This window comes from Chitinophaga sp. 05T412 (assembly GCF_056396465.1).
In genome coordinates this window covers 1-1,690 of record NZ_JBFTLN010000043.1, presented here as the reverse complement: position 1 = coordinate 1,690, position 1,690 = coordinate 1, and the positions used below count along the sequence as shown (strand labels likewise).

Annotated in this window: 1 protein-coding gene; it reads left to right on the top strand. The window is 48.0% G+C overall.

Annotated elements, in window-relative coordinates:
* Positions 1-1,690 (top strand): condensation domain-containing protein (locus AC1DFM_RS34570; RefSeq protein WP_477081347.1); only part of this gene is annotated, 1,690 nt, incomplete at both ends.

Below are 1,690 nucleotides of genomic sequence, written 5' to 3'. Positions count from 1 at the left end.
CGTAAAACGGCTTTTGCACAGATWGCGCGGGCGCCRCAACAGGCRGCTTATCCTTTATCGTCTTCCCAGCGTCGTTTATGGGTATTGAGCCAGTTTGAAGAAGGTAGTGTGGCTTATAACATGCCAGGTGTTTATACATTACGTGGAGCATTAGATGTGTCCAGACTGGAACATGCGTTTGATTTGCTGATTGAACGGCATGAAGTGCTGAGAACCATTTTTAAGGAAGATGAAGAGTATGGTGTACAGCAATATATTCTTCCTGCGATAGATTTCAGCATTCGTTACATCACACAACCCACGGACTTATCTGCCGATATTCAGTCTGTATGTTATACCCCTTTTGATCTGTCTGCCGGCCCTTTACTACGGGCATCTCTTTACGAAGTAGCAGCAGGGCAGTGGGTGTTTGTCTACGTGATGCATCACATCATCAGCGATGGCTGGTCAATGGGCGTATTGATCAAAGAGCTGCTGCATCTCTACCATGATAATAGTCCGCTGCCGGTATTGCCTCTCCAGTACAAGGATTATGCAGTATGGCAACAATCCCACGCAGACGATACGGCTAGAACTTATTGGCAGCAACAGTTTTCCGGTGAACTGCCGGTGCTGGAGCTGGTGGCTGACAAGCCCCGTCCGGCAGTAAAAACCTACCATGGCGGGATGGTACAAAAAACAATAGACATCTCCGGTTTATTGGCGCTGTTACAACCTACGGGCAGCACCCTGTTCATGGGACTGGTAGCGGTGGTAAACACCTTACTGTATCGCTACAGCGGCCAGGAAGATATTATTTTGGGGAGCCCTGTTGCCGGCAGAGAACATGCAGACCTGGAAGGACAATTAGGTTTCTATGTGAACACGCTGGCGCTAAGGACCCGCTTCAGCGGCAGTGAGAGCTATGTGCAACTGCTGGAGCAGGTGCGACAGGTAACGATGGCAGCTTATGAACATCAGTCGTATCCTTTTGATGAGCTGGTGGACACATTGCCACTGAAGCGTGATATGAGCCGCAGCGCCTTGTTTGATGTGATGGTGGTGTTACAGGAAACAGACCTTGATGAAGTGATTGCGGCTCAACAAAGTGGTGGCCTGCAAATAAATCCATATACAGATCTGAGTAATCCGGTCAGCAAATTTGACCTGTCGTTTGACTTTGTATTACAGGGARCGCAGCTGCAATTAAATCTCGTTTACAACAGTGATCTCTATGAGATATCTACTGTGAGCGCTATGGCAACGCACCTGGATCAGTTGCTGGTAGCCATTCTTAAAAACCCGGGCATCGCTATCCGGCAGCTGGATTATTTAAGTGAAACAGAAAAATCGCATCTACTTTATAGTTTTAATGATACGGCTGCTGCTTACCCGGAAGATAAAACATTGGTGCACCTGTTCGCAGAACAGGTAACAAAAACGCCGGATGCGGTAGCACTGGTATTTGAAGATAGCTCCTTTACCTATGCACAACTGGATGCATACTCTAACCAGTTAGCACATTAYCTGCGCGGGCAATATGCTATCGTTGCAGATGACCTGGTGGGGGTGCAGCTGGAAAGAAGTGAGCGAATGATCATTGCTTTGCTGGCGGTGCTGAAGTCAGGYGGGGCTTATGTTCCCATTGATCCTGACTTTCCGCAGGAACGTATTGATTATATCCTGTCGGACAGTGGCTGCAAAGTAAAGT